Annotated in this window: 16 protein-coding genes and 1 tRNA gene; 10 read left to right on the forward strand and 7 right to left on the reverse strand. The window is 67.5% G+C overall.

Features of this window, described 5'->3' with window-relative positions; genetic code table 11:
- Position 1 precedes the first annotated feature (1 nt).
- Together AB0I53_RS05480 and AB0I53_RS05485 are read right to left on the reverse strand one after the other, a co-directional pair.
- Entirely contained in the window at positions 2-1,441 is a 1,440-nt protein-coding gene (locus AB0I53_RS05480) for a trehalose-6-phosphate synthase (RefSeq protein WP_358596906.1), read from the reverse strand.
- Between the two features lie 144 nt (positions 1,442-1,585).
- Positions 1,586-3,025 (reverse strand): threonine/serine exporter family protein, encoded by a 1,440-nt coding sequence (locus AB0I53_RS05485; protein ID WP_358596909.1) that lies wholly within the window; start codon positions 3,023-3,025, stop codon positions 1,586-1,588.
- A gap of 233 nt (positions 3,026-3,258) precedes the next feature.
- Here AB0I53_RS05485 and AB0I53_RS05490 point away from each other — a divergent pair.
- A tRNA-Thr gene (locus AB0I53_RS05490) sits at positions 3,259-3,334 on the forward strand.
- 218 nt (positions 3,335-3,552) lie between these two features.
- Here the strand turns inward: AB0I53_RS05490 and AB0I53_RS05495 are convergent.
- A complete protein-coding gene (locus AB0I53_RS05495) occupies positions 3,553-3,759 on the reverse strand; it encodes a DUF397 domain-containing protein (RefSeq protein WP_358596912.1) in 207 nt (68 codons plus the stop codon).
- 26 nt (positions 3,760-3,785) lie between these two features.
- A complete protein-coding gene (locus AB0I53_RS05500; protein WP_358596915.1) occupies positions 3,786-5,129 on the reverse strand; it encodes a helix-turn-helix transcriptional regulator in 1,344 nt (447 codons plus the stop codon).
- Between the two features lie 82 nt (positions 5,130-5,211).
- Here AB0I53_RS05500 and AB0I53_RS05505 point away from each other — a divergent pair, with 82 nt between their 5' ends.
- Positions 5,212-5,442 carry a hypothetical protein gene (locus tag AB0I53_RS05505; protein ID WP_358596918.1) on the forward strand — a complete coding sequence of 77 codons (231 nt, stop codon included), beginning with the start codon at positions 5,212-5,214 and terminating at the stop codon, positions 5,440-5,442.
- A 2-nt stretch (positions 5,443-5,444) separates the two neighbouring features.
- Positions 5,445-5,744: a hypothetical protein gene (locus tag AB0I53_RS05510; RefSeq protein WP_358596921.1), complete on the forward strand. Its 300-nt coding sequence runs from the start codon at positions 5,445-5,447 to the stop codon at positions 5,742-5,744.
- Between the two features lie 200 nt (positions 5,745-5,944).
- On the opposite strand, the gene AB0I53_RS05515 is transcribed toward AB0I53_RS05510, so the two are convergent.
- On the reverse strand, positions 5,945-7,039 hold the full coding sequence (locus AB0I53_RS05515; protein WP_358596924.1) for a chitinase: 1,095 nt from the start codon (positions 7,037-7,039) through the stop codon (positions 5,945-5,947).
- 183 nt (positions 7,040-7,222) lie between these two features.
- Here AB0I53_RS05515 and AB0I53_RS05520 point away from each other — a divergent pair, with 183 nt between their 5' ends.
- Both AB0I53_RS05520 and AB0I53_RS05525 read left to right on the forward strand, forming a co-directional pair.
- Positions 7,223-7,699: a DUF2127 domain-containing protein gene (locus AB0I53_RS05520; protein ID WP_358596927.1), complete on the forward strand. Its 477-nt coding sequence runs from the start codon at positions 7,223-7,225 to the stop codon at positions 7,697-7,699.
- Positions 7,700-7,765: 66 nt separating this feature from the next.
- Entirely contained in the window at positions 7,766-8,074 is a 309-nt protein-coding gene (locus tag AB0I53_RS05525; protein ID WP_358596930.1) for a DUF3099 domain-containing protein, read from the forward strand.
- A gap of 8 nt (positions 8,075-8,082) precedes the next feature.
- Here AB0I53_RS05525 and AB0I53_RS05530 read toward each other — a convergent pair whose 3' ends face one another.
- Complete coding sequence (locus tag AB0I53_RS05530; RefSeq protein WP_358596933.1) at positions 8,083-9,291, reverse strand: hypothetical protein; 1,209 nt, start codon at positions 9,289-9,291, stop codon at positions 8,083-8,085.
- 99 nt (positions 9,292-9,390) lie between these two features.
- Positions 9,391-9,609, reverse strand: coding sequence for a hypothetical protein (locus AB0I53_RS05535; RefSeq protein WP_358596936.1), 219 nt, complete (start codon positions 9,607-9,609; stop codon positions 9,391-9,393).
- A 67-nt stretch (positions 9,610-9,676) separates the two neighbouring features.
- Here AB0I53_RS05535 and AB0I53_RS05540 point away from each other — a divergent pair, with 67 nt between their 5' ends.
- The 5 genes from AB0I53_RS05540 (at position 9,677) to thpD (ending at position 14,368) form a co-directional block, all read left to right on the forward strand.
- Positions 9,677-10,396 (forward strand): trypsin-like serine protease, encoded by a 720-nt coding sequence (locus tag AB0I53_RS05540; protein ID WP_358596939.1) that lies wholly within the window; start codon positions 9,677-9,679, stop codon positions 10,394-10,396.
- Positions 10,397-10,799: 403 nt separating this feature from the next.
- Complete coding sequence (gene ectA / locus AB0I53_RS05545) at positions 10,800-11,300, forward strand: diaminobutyrate acetyltransferase (RefSeq protein ID WP_358596942.1); 501 nt, start codon at positions 10,800-10,802, stop codon at positions 11,298-11,300.
- 83 nt (positions 11,301-11,383) lie between these two features.
- The gene (ectB, locus tag AB0I53_RS05550) at positions 11,384-12,631 is read left to right on the forward strand and encodes a diaminobutyrate--2-oxoglutarate transaminase (RefSeq protein ID WP_358596945.1); all 1,248 of its coding nucleotides are present in this window, start codon (positions 11,384-11,386) and stop codon (positions 12,629-12,631) included.
- Between the two features lie 221 nt (positions 12,632-12,852).
- On the forward strand, positions 12,853-13,263 hold the full coding sequence (locus tag AB0I53_RS05555; RefSeq protein ID WP_132484580.1) for an ectoine synthase: 411 nt from the start codon (positions 12,853-12,855) through the stop codon (positions 13,261-13,263).
- Positions 13,264-13,465: 202 nt separating this feature from the next.
- Positions 13,466-14,368, forward strand: coding sequence for an ectoine hydroxylase (gene thpD / locus AB0I53_RS05560; protein ID WP_358596948.1), 903 nt, complete (start codon positions 13,466-13,468; stop codon positions 14,366-14,368).
- Positions 14,369-14,391 lie beyond the last annotated feature (23 nt).

A 14,391-nucleotide genomic window follows, 5' to 3' on the forward strand; every position in this document is an offset into this window, starting at 1 on the left:
GCTACTCCACGAGCGGTGCGCCCAACGCCTCGAGGAACGACCGCGCCCAGCGGTCGACATCGTGCGTGAGCACTTGCCTACGCAGTGCGCGCATCCTACGGCGTCCCTCGGCCTCGTCGATGTCGAGGGCCGCGAGCAATGCGTCCTTCACTCCGTCCAGGTTATGCGGGTTCACGAGGAACGCACTCGTGAGTTCGGCCGCAGCACCGGCGAATTCGCTCAGCACCAGCGCGCCGCCCAGGTCGTAGCGGCAGGCCACGTACTCCTTGCACACCAGGTTCATGCCGTCCCGCACCGGCGTCACCACCATGACGTCGGCGGCGCAGTAGAAGGCCACCAGGTCCTTGCGGTCCACCGAGGTGTGCAGGTAGTGCACGGCGGGGTGGCCGACGCGACCGAACTCGCCGTTGATCCGCCCGACCTCGCGCTCGATGTCCTCGCGCATCTGCTTGTAGTGCTCGACGCGTTCCCGGCTGGGCGTGGCGATCTGGATCATCGTCACGTCCTCGGCCTTGATGTGGCCTTCGGCGAGCAGCTCGTGCATCGCGTGCAGCCGCACGTCGATGCCCTTGGTGTAGTCGAGGCGGTCGACGCCGAGCATGATCTTGCGCGGGTTGCCGAGCTCGGCGCGCAGCGACTTGACGCGCTGCTGGATCTCCTTGGTGCGCGCCAGCTTGTCGAGCCCGGCGGCGGCGATGGAAATCGGGAACGCCCCGACGCGCACGGTGCGGTCGCCGACCTGCACGACGCCGGGCCGGGAGCGGACACCGACCTGGCCGCGGCTGGGTTCGAAGCCGGCCAGCCGACGGGCCAGCCACAGGAAGTTCTGCGCCCCTCCGGGCCGGTGGAAGCCGACCAGGTCGGCGCCGAGCAGCCCGCGCACTATCTCGGTGCGCCACGGCAGCTGCATGAACAGCTCGACCGGCGGGAACGGGATGTGGAGGAAGAACCCGATGCGCAGGTCGGGCCGGAGCTCGCGGAGCATCGCCGGGACCAGCTGCAGCTGGTAGTCCTGCACCCACACCGTCGCGCCCTCGGCGCTGACCGCGGCGGCGGCCTCCGCGAACCGCTTGTTGACCCGCCGGTAGGCGTTCCACCAGGAGCGCTCGAAGACCGGCGGCACGACCACGTCGTGGTACAGCGGCCACAGCGTGCCGTTGGAGAATCCTTCGTAGTACTCGGCGAATTCGTCCGCCGACAGCCGCACCGGGTGCAGCTGCAGGCCGTCGTCGCTGAACGGCTCGACGTCGATGTCGGCGACTCCGGGCCAGCCGACCCACGCGCCGCGCCGGGCGCGCAGGAACGGCTCCAGCGCGGTGACCAGCCCGCCGGGGCTGTGCCGCCAGCGTTCCGTGCCGTCGTCGAGGCGTTCCAGATCCACCGGCAGCCGGTTCGCGACCACGACGAAGTCCGCTCGATCGGGCGTGCTGCCCTTGCTCACCGGTATTCCTCCCGCCGTGTCGGCCACCTGTCGCGAGGCTAGCTAATCAAGCCTGCCGCTGCGTGCTGCGTGTGGTGCAAACCGGACCGGTCGGCCCGTGGGTCTTCCGGCCTGCCGCAGCGCCGCCGGAAGACCCGCAACCGATCAGTCGAGCCGGCGCTTGGCGGGACGCAGCGGGCCGGACATCCGCGGCCCGGCGAACCGGCGTTCCAACCTACCGAGCCGGGTGCGAACCGGCTGCGCGAGATATTCGCCGAGCACCACGCCTGCGCCGAGCGCGAGCCCGGTGGCGACGGCGAGCATCAGCGTGGCGACGCCGGCCGGGCTGCCCAGCACGGACAGCTCGTACAGCCCGCGGTAGGTCGCGAAGCCGGGCAGCAGCGGCGCGACGCCGGAAACGGCGATCACCAGCGCGGGAATCCGCAGCCGCCGCGCGATGATCCCGCCGATGAAGCCGACCACGGTGGTCGCGACGGCCCCTGCCAGCACGGTGTGCACGTCGACCAGCGTCAGCAGCGAGTGCACCGCCGCGGCCACGCCACCGCCGATCCCGGCCGCGAGCAGCGGCCGCGGCGGCGCGTAGCTGGCGAGCGCGAAGCATGCCGACGTGGACGCACCGGCGAGCATCTGCACGGGCAGGTGCAGGGCCGGTGCTAGCACCTCGGCGCGCCCGAGGCTCTGCGCATCCAGGCTGCCGACGGTATCGCCGCCTATGCGCACGCCGATGTACAGCGAAAGCACGACGCCGGCGATCAGCCCGGCGGACATCAGGGCCAGCTCGGCGATCCGGCCCGCGGCGGTGACGTTGTAGCCGGTGATCGCGTCCTGCATGGAGCCGACCACGGTCATCCCGGACAGCAACACGATGATGCTGGCCGCGATCGCCAACGCGGCGTTGTCGAGCAGGCCGGTGGCGTAGCAGCCCAGCGCGACGCCGGTGGCGATCGCCCCGCCGACGGCCTGCTGGAAGAAGAACGGCAGCGAGCGCTTGTTCAGCAGCCGCCCGACGCGGTCCACCAGCGCGGTCGAGGCGGCGGCCACCAGCGGCAACATCGGGGTGGTGCCGCCGCCGAGCAGCACGGCCAGCGAAGCGGCCATGCCCGCCCAGGACAGCGTGGCGACCCAGCGCGGGAACGGGTGCGGCGCGGTGGTGATCCGATCCAGCTCGGCGTAGGCCTCGGAGGCGGTCAGCTCGTTGGCGGTGATCCGCCGCAGCAAATCTTCGACGTCGGCGAGGCGCGTGTAGTCGAGGGAGCGGTTGCGGACCACCCGCAGCGATGTGATCGGCGGCAGGTCGGTGCCCCGGTAGGTGGACACCGTGATCGACGTGTAGATGACGTCGACCTCGGTGTGCGGCAGACCGTAGGCGCTGACCACGGCGATGACCGTCGCGGTCACGTCCGAGGCGCCGGCGCCGCTGGCCATCTGCACCTCGCCGATGCGCAGCCCGAGGTCGAGGACGAGGTGGACGGTGGATTCGTCGGGCAGTGCCGGCCCGTAAACGACGTTGCGTGCCCCCGGCGGCATGGTCAGTTCGGGGTCGCGCCGTCGCAGCACACCGCGGGCGCGCTGCGTGATTCCCACTGCTGGTCTTCCTTCCTGCCGGGCCGCCTTGCGAACGGGCCGCCGTGCCTGATCTTCCCCTCGGGCATCGCCTGTCATAAGCCGACCGTTGCACCCACAATCTGTGGCGTCCATCACTGATCTGCGGCCAGTCGTCTACTTCGCCGGAAGTCACCGTCCGGAAGCGGTCGCGCGGCCGCTTTCCACCCCGGGCGGATCGACGCTTACGATGTCCCCGCACGACGGAAGTGCATGCCGCTGTAGCTCAGTTGGTAGAGCGCCCGCCTTGTAAGCGGACGGTCAGGGGTTCGAGTCCCCTCAGCGGCTCCAAAGGTACCTGACCAGCGCTTTTGACGAAATCAGACGATCTGTCGATTGCAGCACAAAAACGCCCCGCCCGGCATCGGCCGAGCGGGGCGCATTCGCTCGAACGGCCGGAGCTGAAGTTTCGGCAGCTGATGTCCCGTGAGTGCTTTGGGGTGCCATAGCGCCCCAAACCACTCACGGCCACCTACCTGCGAAACCCACCAGCCTTGACCTTGCCGAGGTCAGCGGTCGAGCTCGCCAGCCTTGGACGCGACGACGAACGCCGCCCACTGGGCCGCGCCGAAGGCGAGAACCCCACGCTCGCGGTCCTTGGTGTCGCGGACGTAGCGCGTCCCGTCCGGGTGGCCGGCCACCTCGACGCAGTTCCCGCTGTTCCCGCTGTAACTCGACTTGTGCCACGGGAGGTGCCGCAGGTCATCGCTAGTCATGGCGGCAGCCTTTCAAACTCATTCATTCAGGTGTACTGGGACGCAACCTTACCGATGAGCTTGCTCGACTCGTCCACGGACAAAGAAGCGTTGCGCAGCCGTTGGAATGCGGCGGCGTACTCCTTGATGACGTTCGCTTCTTCCGGGTAGTTCGCCGAGACGACGTCTTCGACATAGACGACAGCACCCGTGGCTTCCAGCTTGAGCAGGACGAAGGCCGCTCTCGCAACGAACGCTTCATCTTTGGTCGGCGTTGGAGCTGGCCGGAACGGCATAACGTGCAGCCGAACGTTCGGCAGATCGGCAAGCTCCCGAAGATGCTCGAGCTGCTCCCTCATCACATCATCGCCACCGATCACGCGATGCAGAGCCGCCTCATGCAGGACGACGTCTACCAGCGGAGCATCGTCCTTGGTCAGCACGGACTTCCGGTTCATCCTCATCTCGACCTGCTGGTCGATGTCTCGATGCGAAGCCAGCGGATTACCCGCTTCCAGAAGAGCGCGAGCGTAGTTCTTCGTCTGGAGCAACCCTGCGATGACCTCGAACTCGTAAATCAGCAGCTCGGCTGCTTCTGACTCCAGCACGATGAAGCGCCTGAACCAATCGGGAACCGAGTCTCGGTATGTTCCGCGACGGCGCGGCTTCGGCACCGTGGCGAGCCGAAGCGCTTCTGCCGTTTGGGAGTCGTCGGCGCCGTAGAGCTCCAGCAGCGAACTCACCTCGCTCGGCAGGATGCGCTGCTTGCCGTTCTCCATCTTCGAGATCTTCGCTATGGAACAGTCGAGGCGGTTCGCCGCAGCGCTGGCGGGCAGGTCAGCCGCGTTCCGCAACCTCCGCAGCATGATTCCCAGCTGGATCAGCACCACCTGCGGGTCGTTTGTCGCCACGTCTCTCCTTCTACCGATCCGGTCCGGCGCGGCGCGCCAAGATCGCAGCTTGTCACTCAATCTAGGGAACGTCAACGCGAAAGTTTCGAGTTTCATTGACGAAAGAATTGAGGCGCTTGTAAACAAGTGAGGACCAACGAGATCGCGAAGAAGGGTGCGGGGATGGATCACCTCAAATGGCGCGCTGCTGCGGGCGATCTCGACCCGGCACATCGCGCGGCGATAGCAGCGATCGAGGCGAGCATGCGAGCGGGTTTCCGGTTTCGCTACCTGCCCGCGATCGACAACCTTCTTGCCCTGCAAGGGATTCGCATATCCAGTGGCGTCATCGACGTGTACCTGACAGAAGCGCCCCACATCGCCAGCGCAGCCAGATTTCGCGTTGAGGACATCGAATCCGGCGTCGCCCCGCCATCCCTCTGGTGCCGGAACGGCACGGTGGAAGAAGTGGTCCGCGCACTGCTTGAGCTGCCGCCGCACGGCTCGCCCGGCGCGGGAGCTTGGCTCGGTCGCGGTCGCTGTGGCTTCCCGGCGATGACCTGCTTCGGAACGGAGGACTGGGATGACCTGGCTGTTGTGGTTCTTCGCGGGATACGTGCCCGGGCTCGCCGCGCTGGTCATCGCGTTGTGCCGACTGCACGGACGGGAGCCGACCGGTCAGCACTCCGGCTCCGGCGACGGCGCGCTGACCGTCGAGCGCCTCATCGCGCGCGTCGAAAACGACCAGGTGTCAACGGATTGCTACGGCAGGCACGCGCTGCGCGATCCGGGCCTGTTCCGGGTGGCGGTGTAGCCATGGCCGCGAATTCCAAGCCACCGCGCGTGGTCCGGGTTAAGCGCACCAAGCCGAATCGGTTCCTGCCGATGGCTTGGCGCGTCGAACGGCTCTCGCCCACCGATGCCTACACCATCCGCTGGGGACGCGGCGCGGGCTACTTAACCGTCCACCGCGGCGACATCGGCAGCTCCCCCGACGACGCCCACCTGATCGACACCGTCCACATAGGTCACGACTGGGCGGACGAGGCTGACGTGGCCGCCCATCTCCGGACCTGGTTGCGCCACAAGGCGAATCCCCATCGCCGAACGGCGTGACCGAGACTCCGCCCGATGCCGCCTCCCCCGACCCCGAGGCATCGAGCGGACGGCCGGTCGGCGCAGGGCCCGCGCCGACCGGCCACCCGGGTAGGACCTGCGTCCAGGTCCCGCAGCGGCGGTTTCGCGCGAAAACGCCATTCCCACGCGTGCCAGATGACGGTTTCGCGCGAAACCGGCGCCCCGCCCGAGCCCAGCCGTCAGCGGCCCTGCAGGGACTTGACGTTGTTGCCGAAGGTCCAGGACTTCGAGCCGTCCCAGTTGAGCGACCAGGTCATCAGGCCCTTCAGGCCGCCGTTGTAGTTGTTCCACGCCTGGGCCACCAGGTTCGGCGACATGTAGCCGCCGCCCGCGCCCGGCTGGGAGGGCAGGCCGGGAACCTGCTTGTCGTAGGGCACCTTGATCGTGGTGCCCTGGATCACCAGGCCGTTGTTCAGGCAGTCCGTCTGCACCACGAAGCCCTCGACCGTGCCCGCCTGGTACGAATCGCCGGAGCAGCCGTACATGCTGCCGTTGTAGTACTGCATGTTCAGCCACCAGAGCCGGCCGTTGTCCGCGTACTTCTTCACGATCGGCAGGTACGCGCCCCAGATCGATCCGTAGGTCACGCTGCCGCCTGTGACGTACGCGGTCTCCGGCGCCATCGTCAGGCCGAAGTTGGCGGGCATCTTGGCGAGCACGCCGTCGATGATGCGGATCAGGTTGGCCTGCGACGGCGAGAGCTCGTTGATGTTGCCGCTGCCGCTGAGGCCGGTCTCGATGTCGATGTCGATGCCGTCGAAGTTGTACTTCTGCAGGATCGGGACCACCGTCTCGACGAACCGGTCGGCGACGGCGCTGGACGACAGGTCGATGCCCGCGGCGGCGCCGCCGATCGACATCAGGATCGTCAGCCCGTCCGCCTTGGCCTGGCACATCTCGGCGGGCGTGGCCACCTTCACCGTGCTGTCCATCCCGTCTTCCCACAAGACGGTGCCGTCCGAGCGGATGACCGGGAACGCCGCGTTGATCACGTTGTAGCCGTGCTCGCGGATGGCCGGGTCGGTGATCGGCGTCCAGCCGAACGGCGGGTGCACGCCGTTGGCCGCGCCGTCCCAGTTCTCCCAGTAGCCGTGCAGCACCTTGCCCTCGGGCTTCGACTTCACCGGGCACGTCTCGGCCGCCGCGGGAGCCGGGTTCGCGGCGTTCGCCACCGGCTGCGCCTCGGTCCCTGCCGCGACCTGCGGGATCGACAGCGCGGCGACGAACGCCGCCACCAGCCCGGTTCTCAGCAGACGTTTCGTCCGACCGCTCATTCCCGAATCCCTTCGCGACAGGACCAATTCCGCAATTGGTCCGGTGTTCATCCGATCGCCATCAAGAACTTTTATGACAAATTTCGCGACCGGAAACAAGATTGCAGGAAAAGTGGTATTTACCAATTTGACCGAAAGTCGCGCGAGATCGCCGGGCCCGGCCCGGGGCCGCATGATGGCGCCATGGGCACCCGAACCACGTTGACCGACAAGCTCTTCCGCGTCGCCGTGCTGCTCAAGGGCCTGGACGGCGCCGTGCAGCTGATCGCCGGGGTGCTGCTGATCTTCTTGTCCCCCAACACCATCACGCGGCTCGCTCACGCCGTCGTCACGCGGGACCTGCTGGGCCCGCCGGCCGGGCCGCTGGCCGGGCACTTCGAGGAGGCCCTGCAGCACTTCGCCGGCGGCAACCGGACGTTCGTGATCACCTACCTGATCGCCCACGGCGTCATCAAGATCGGCCTGGTGATCGGCCTGATGCTCAAGATCATGCCGTTGTACCCCGTGGCGATGGCGGCGCTGGGCCTGTTCGTCGTCTTCGAGGTGCTGCGGGCGGTGCAGACGAAGTCGGTGGTGCTGCCGCTGTTCGCGGCGCTGGACGTGGCGATCATCGTGCTCGTGCTCCGCGAATACCTCGAATTGCGCCGCCGGAACCAGTGACCTGACCGTCGAATTGCGTCACGCTGGACGAGCCGGGATTTGGCCGACTCCGGAAGGGAGGTGGCCATGCGGCGACGGCGGCACGACGAGGCCGTGCTGATCACCGATGCGGCGCCGTCCTTCGACGAGGAGCAGCGGCATCGCAAGCGGGTCTACGCCGTGCTGATGGTGGTGCACCTGGTGGGCTTCACCGCCGCCGGGCTGCTGGCGCACTTCTGGCTGCTCGCGCTAGGCATCGTGGTCGTCACCGGCGCGCTGCCGTGGGTCGCGGTCGTCCTCGCCAACGACCGAACGTCCCGCCGCGACATGCCCCGCACAAAGCGCGGTGGCGGCCCCGAAATCGAGGACCGCCACCACGACCAGTTCGATATTTGACGCTGCTGTCAGGCCTGCCGCTTGCGCAGCACCACGAGCAACAGGATCCCGGCCAGCACGAGGGCCGCGCCGGCGATGCTCAGCGGGCCGGCCGGCGATCCGGTGGTCGCCAGGTGGTGCGGGTTCGACGTCGATCCGCCGTCATCGCCGCCGCCCGGCCCCGGGTGCCAGCCGCCCGGCGGCGTGACGCCATCCGTCGGCCCAGGCCCAGGCCCAGGCGGGCAGGTGCCGCCCGGCGGCACCGGGCAGTCCGGCCCCGGGTGGCACGGCGGCTCCGGGCACGGCGGAACCGGCGGGCAGGTCGGCTCGGTGGGCAAGGTCGGCAAGGCGGGTTCCGTCGGAACAGTCGTCGATTCCGTCGGGCAGGTCGGAGGCGTGGTCGGCTCCGTTGGCACGGTCGGCACGGTCGGTTCCGTCGGCGGCGTCGGTTCCGTCGGTTCCGTCGGCGGCGTCGGCTCGGTCGGCGGCGTGGTTTCGCCTTCCTCGCAGGAAACCCGGACCTCGCCCACCGTCACGTCCAGCAGGCTGCCGTCGTGCACCACGTTGCCCGACGTGTCCCGCATGACCGCGTCGACCGAGACTTCGAGGGCCGCGTACGCGGTTCCGTCGCCCGTCTCCTGGATGTGCGAAACCGTGATCGTCAACGTCACTTCGCCGATCCCCGGCAGGCCGAGCTCGCTCCCGGACGTCGTCACCGTGGACGTTCCCGCGCCCACCGGCCGGGACGGGTTGTCGAACAGGTAGATCGTGTTCGAGTCGCTGGCCGCATACGCCTCCTGGCCCGGCGTGAGCGGCGCCTGGGTGCAGCGCGCCCAGGTGTGCACGGCGCCGAAGCTGAGCACGTTCGGGCCGCCCTCGACGAGCTTGACGCCGAAGCCGCTCCAGGCGGCCTCCGCCGACCGGGATCCGGTGGCGTCCGCGGTCTGGGCGGTGGCCGTGCCCGGCGGGACCGGAGTGCCGTTCCAGCCGCCGACGCGGCTGCGCGCACCGTCCGGATCGCTCTGGTCCCACGAATCCAGGGTGTCGCCGGGCGAGGCTTCGACGTGCCCCAGCCGACCGTTGAATCCGGCGATGCCCGCGGTCGGGACGTCGCGGATGTCGAGTTGCACGAGGGTGCTCTCGGCACCGAGAACCTGGGCGACGGCACCGATTCCCGCAGCCGTCCAAGCCGCCGCGATCACGACGGCGACCGCCGCCCGTGCAACGTTTCTGATCACCCGGGCAGCGTAGATGTCCTAATAGGACCTTTCCGACCTGCGAACATTCCGGTTGCGTGGACAATCATTTCAACTCGCCAGCCCGCTGCCCGAATACGATCATGCGCGGTTCGGCAACGCCCGCACCGAGGGCGGCGAGAGCTCGTTCCGGCTCGGCTCCCCCGGCCGAAAAGAGTTGATCTCAATCGCGTTTCGCCGATCCGTGAAATACGGGAATTCGACATCATAGTTCGACTTCGCCGACCTCCCGGCATCTTGATCAATTTCGATCTTTCGCCAGTAATTGGCGATTTGTGCCCAAGCGATGGACATCTTCACTCGAACGAGTGAAGAGTCTCCTTTCGGTTCGAACCAGCTGTGCCCTCGTGAACCGAAGGAGATCAGCGTGTCGCTCGCCCGAAACCTCGCCGGACTCGCCGGAGCCGCACTGGCCGTGGCGGCCTTCGCCGCACCGGCCCAAGCGGAGACCCCGCCGCCGGACGTCTCGACCAAGATCATCGACGGCCGGGAGGTGGACAGCGCACCCTGGGCGGCGCGGCTGTTCGCCGACGGCCAGGAGAACTGCAGCGCCACCATCATCGCCCCGGAGTGGGTGCTCACCGCCCAGCACTGCGTCGCGGGTGGAGGCTCCCTGAGCTTCAACATCGGCAACGTCGACCAGACGCAGGGCGAGCAGGCCAACGCCAAGCCCGGCGGAGTCCACATCCACGACTCCGCCGACCTGGCGCTGGTGAACATCGACCACGCGGTGCAGACCGAGTACGCCCCGCTGGGCTCGGTCGGCGACGTCCAGGTCGGCCAGACCGTGCAGACCTACGGCTGGGGCGCGACCTGCACCGACCGGCCCGAGATCGAGTGCCAGTCGCAGATCCTCAAGGTCGCCGACGTGAACGTGACCGACATCGCGTGCAGCGACTACCGCGGCGGCACCGCGGTGTGCGCCACCCGCGGCGACGGCATCCCGGCCGGCGGCGACTCCGGCGGCCCGATGTTCTCCGGGAACGTGCAGGTGGGCGTGGCTTCGACCAGCGACCGCCAGTCCAACACCGCCTACACCAACATCACCGAGTACCGCGACTGGATCCAGTCCATCGCGGGCGTGTAGGTCCGCCGAGCGTACGACGGTCCGTCCGGGGCGTGCCAGCCCCGGGCGGACCGTCTGCGCATTGATGTTCACTCGATCCGAGCAGTTTTTCCAACTATCGGAGAACTTCTTCTTGATGCATCCCGACAGGGCAGCGGAATACTGTGTTTTCGCAGGTCACAGCCGCATTGAATGATTGATCTAGCAATCCGGAAGCCGATCGGTAGCATCGCGCCGAAGCGCAAAGCAACGTTTGTGTAGTGCTTCTCACGTGTAAAATCGTGTCTCGCCTGGTAGATGGATAGTTATCGCGTCGGGAGCCTGACGCGTTACGGATGTTCTGTTAAGTTGGCAAAGCATGACCGGCGACAAACCGAGCCATAACATCGACAAACGGAATGGCGGAAGCGGTTCAGCCGGGCGGTTGGAGATCGACACTCCGGTCGTCGCGGACGGCCCTGAGCTCTACCGGATCACCCGTGATTCGGCGGTGCTCGATGTGAACTCGTCCTACACATATTTGTTGTGGTGCCGGGACTTCGCGCACACCTCCGCGGTGGCACGCACCGACGGTGCGGTCGTGGGATTCGTGACCGGATACATCCGGCCGGACGCCCCCGACACGCTCGTCGTGTGGCAGATCGCCGTCGATGCATCCCAGCGCGGTGGTGGCGTGGCGGGTCGACTCCTCGGCCACCTGGTGGAGCGCGTGCTGCCGCGCGGTGTGCGGTACCTGGAGACGACGATCACGGCTGACAACGCTGCCTCGATCAACCTGTTCACGGCGCTGGCGCGCAAACGCGCGGCGAACCTGGAGCGCAGCGAGCTGTTCACCGCCGACCTGTTCCCGGATGCGCACTTGGGGGAGGACCTGTACCGCATCGGGCCGTTCGAGCCCGTTCCGGCGGTCGCTGCCGGATCCTGACGGCCACCGCCGTCCTGGCGCGAAATCTTGTTCTTGAGGTGCTGGGCGCGCGCGGAACGCGCTGCCCGGCCGAACGGAGGATCGTGAACGACATCTTCGCAACCCTGGAATCGGAAGTACGCAGCTACAGCCGCACCTGGCCGACGGTCTTCGACCGCGCCGGCGGCAGCTACCTCTACGACGAAGACGGCACCGCGTACCTGGACTTCTTCGCCGGTGCCGGCGCGCTCAACTACGGGCACAACAACCCGCTGCTGAAACGAAAACTCATCGAGTACATCGAGCGCGACGGCGTCACCCACGGCCTCGACCAGTCCACTGTGGCCAAACGCGCGTTCCTGGAAACCTTCCGGGACAACGTGCTCAAGCCGCGCGGCCTGAACTACAAGGTCCAGTTCCCCGGCCCGACCGGCACCAACTCGGTGGAGTCGGCGCTGAAGCTGGTCCGCAAGATCACCGGCCGCGAATCGATCATCAGCTTCACCAACGCCTTCCACGGCATGACGCTGGGCTCGCTGTCGGTGACCGGCAACTCGATGAAGCGCGGCGGCGCGGGCATCCCGCTGGTGCACGCCACGCCGATGCCCTACGACGACTACTTCGACGGCCAGGTCCCGGACTTCCTGTACTTCGAGAAGATGCTGGAAGACAGCGGCAGCGGCCTCAACGAGCCCGCCGCGGTGATCGTCGAGACGCTGCAGGGCGAAGGCGGCATCAACTCGTCCCGGCCGGCCTGGCTGCGCGGGCTCTACGAGCTCTGCCAGAAGCACGGCATTCTGATGATCGTCGACGACGTGCAGATGGGCTGCGGCCGCACCGGGCCGTTCTTCAGCTTCGAAGAGGCCGGCATCCAGCCGGACATCGTCTGCCTGTCCAAGTCCATCGGCGGCTACGGGATGCCGCTGGCGCTGACGCTCATCAAGCCGGAGCACGACGTCTGGGAGCCGGGCGAGCACAACGGCACGTTCCGCGGCAACAACCCGGCGTTCGTCACCGCCACCGAGGCCCTGAAGCAGTACTGGGCCGACGACACGCTGGAGAAGTCCACCATCGCCAAGGGCGAGCGGGTCGGCGAGGTGCTCGAAGAGCTCGCCGCCAAGCACGGCGGCGCGGTGGCCAAGGGCCGCGGGCTGGCGCGTGGGCTCGGCTTCGAGGACACCAATGTGGCGGGCAAGGTCTCCAAGGCGGCCTTCGACCGCAAGCTGCTGATGGAGACCTCGGGCCCGAGCAGCGAGGTCATCAAGATCATGCCGCCGTTGACCGTTTCGGATGACGAACTGGAGCAGGGTCTTCAGATCATCCGCGACTCGGTCCAGTCTGTGCTGGCCTGATCCAAAACTAAATTCCAGGCTCACCTTGCGTAGCGGTGCAGGTAGCGGAACCTCAGACGCCTTCTCGCTGTGGGATCCCCGACTCATGAATGCCAATTCACCACGTCGGGGCTGTCCTCGCGAGAAGACGTCTGAGAACCCGCGGCGGTGCGAGCTGCGAGGGTGGGCTAAGCGGCTGCGCCGCTTGAAGAACAAGGCCACGAAGATCCACTGGAGGAAATGTGATCGTCCGGCACCTGTCGGAAATCGACGACACCGACGCCGACATCAAGACGGAGAACTGGCGCAGCAAGCGCATCGTCCTGGCCAAGGAGAAGGTCGGCTTCTCGGTGCACGAGACCACCCTCTACGCCGGCACGGTGAACGACTTCTGGTACGCCAACCACATCGAGGCGGTCTTCATCACCGAAGGTGAGGGCGAGATCGAGGACAAGGCGACCGGCGAGGTGCACCAGCTCAAGCCGGGTTCGCTGTACCTGCTGAACAACCACGACAAGCACCAGGTCCGGCCGCGGACGACCATGCGCACGGTGTGCGTGTTCAACCCGCCGGTGACCGGGCGCGAGGTGCACGACGAGAACGGCGTGTACCCGCTGGTCGTGGAGGACGACGAGACGCCGGTCGCCGGCTGAACTCGCCGTTCGAGCTTGTGAACCGCCCGTGGCGGGTAACCGGAAACGGTTGCCCGCCACGTGCGTTGACGGGTCTCCCACGCGGTGACGTGGGGAAGGCGGGCGCATTCGTGCGCCGCTTCTAACCGAGGAACCGAGAAATGGCGGCGGTGCCACCCGGCACCTGCCGCTCCGGCGGGAATTCGCGAAGGAGGCGCAAACCATGACCGTCGCTGATCTGAGCACCCAGGATCGCTATCCGACCCGGGTGGGCGCCGAGCCGGCGCAGATCCGGCGTGCCGACCCCACCGTCTGGCCCGGCGTGACGCCGGGCCCGGCGACCGCGGAAGAACTCGCGGCCCACGAGGCCAAGGGCTTCCACGTCGTCGAGGGCTTACTGTCGCCGGCCGAGGTGCAGACCTACTGGCAGGAGCTGGAACGGCTCACCAGGGACCCGGCGGTGCGGGCCGACGAGCGGACCATCGTGGAGCGCAGCTCCGACGAGGTCCGATCGATCTTCGAGGTGCACCGGATGAGCGAGCTGATCGCCGAGCTGGTGCGGGACCCGCGGGTGCTGGACCGGGCCAGGCAGATCCTCGGCTCGGACGTGTACGTGCACCAGAGCCGGATCAACTACATGCCCGGCTACCGGGGCACCGGCTTCTACTGGCACTCCGATTTCGAGACCTGGCACGCCGAGGACGGCATGCCCGCGATGCGCGCGGTGAGCATCTCGATCGCGCTTACCGACAACTACCCGTTCAACGGCGGGCTGATGATCATGCCGGGCTCGCACCGGACGTTCGTGTCCTGCGTGGGCGAAACGCCGGACGACAACTACAAGTCGTCGCTGAAGCAACAGCGCATCGGGGTGCCGACCGAGGACGACATCACGAAGCTGGCCTACGAGCACGGCATCGACCAGTTCACCGGCCAGGCGGGATCGGCGCTGTGGTTCGACTCGAACTGCATGCACGGATCGGGGAACAACATCACGCCGTTCCCGCGCTCGAACATCTTCGTGGTGTTCAACAGCGTGGAGAACGCCCTGGCGAACCCGTTCGCGGCGAGCAGCCCGCGCCCGGAGTTCGTCGCATCCAGACGAACGATCCCGATCCAGCGCTGATCCACCGAGGTGCGGGGCACCCA

The organism is Saccharopolyspora sp. NPDC050389 (assembly GCF_040655595.1).
In the GTDB taxonomy this organism is placed as follows: domain Bacteria; phylum Actinomycetota; class Actinomycetes; order Mycobacteriales; family Pseudonocardiaceae; genus Saccharopolyspora.